Origin of the sequence: Thermohalobaculum xanthum, assembly GCF_016623495.1 — a bacterium.
GTDB classification, from domain to species: Bacteria; Pseudomonadota; Alphaproteobacteria; order Rhodobacterales; family Rhodobacteraceae; genus Thermohalobaculum; species Thermohalobaculum xanthum.
On record NZ_JAEHHL010000024.1, the window covers coordinates 1 to 1,151 of the forward strand.

The window sequence follows — 1,151 nt, forward strand, 5'->3', positions numbered from 1 at the left end:
ACGGCTCGACGGTGTCTGCGTCGACGACGCTTGTCGGTTCGACGGGGACGATTTCGGGCGCGGGGACGATCGAGGGCGATGTCGAGCTGGTGGGCGGCACGCTTGCGCCGGACGTTGCGCTGTCGATCACCGGGGACCTGGTGGCCGACGCGGCGTCGTCGCTGGCGCTCGGCATGAGCGGCTTCGGCGTGGGCCAGTTCGACACGCTGAGCGTGGGCGGCACGGCCTCGATCAGCGCCCAGGCGCTCGACATCGAGTTCCCGCTCGCGGCCGCGGCTGCGGGCACCTCGGCCACGCTGATCTCGGCCGGCGATCTCGACATCACCGGGCTCACGCTCGCGGCGCTGTTCATCGACGACGGCGGCGTGCCGGCGATCGGCCCGACCACGCTCGACGGCGAGGCGCAGGCCTTCCTCGTCGCCGACATCGGGACCGAGCTCGTGGTCACCGCGCTCGGCCAGGACGGCGCCAACCCGACCGGGCTGGTCGATCTCGGCGGCCTCGCGTCGGACGACGGCGTCACCGTCTTCGCCGTCAACGGCACCGGCGTGGGCAGCGGCGGCGGGCGCGACAGCTTCGCCTTCGTCGGCGTCACCGCGGTCTCGGGCACGGCCAAGGCCGACACCATCCAGATGTCGACCACCTCGGACGTCACCCTGCTGGGCCGCGGCGGCAACGACGTGCTCACCGGCAGCGCCGGCAACGACCTGCTCGACGGCGGCATCAACAACGACAGCCTGTTCGGCGGGCTGGGCAACGACGTGCTGATGGGCGGCGACGGGATCGACCATCTCGACGGCCAGGGCGGCGGCGACCGGCTCAACGGCGGCGCCGGCAACGACATGCTGATCGGCGGCCTCGGCATCGACACGCTGTTCGGCAGCGAGGGCGACGACACGCTCGACGGCGGCGACGGCTTCGACCGGCTCGACGGCGGCGACGGCAACGACCTGCTGATGGGCGGCGTCGGCAACGACTCGCTCAACGGCGGGGCCGGCTTCGACAACCTCTATGGCGGGGTCGGCGACGACCGGTTGTTCGGCGGGCTCGGCACCGACAACATCTTCGGCGAGGACGGCAACGACCGGATCGAGGGCAATGGCGGGCTCGACCGGCTCGACGGCGGCGCCGGCAACGACACCATGCTGGGC

1 protein-coding gene is annotated in these 1,151 nt (G+C 72.5%); it reads left to right on the forward strand.

Going from position 1 to position 1,151, the window contains the following annotated elements; translation table 11 throughout:
* Nucleotides 1–1,151: calcium-binding protein (locus H0I76_RS19260; protein ID WP_267913408.1), on the forward strand; the 1,151-nt coding region annotated here is incomplete at both ends.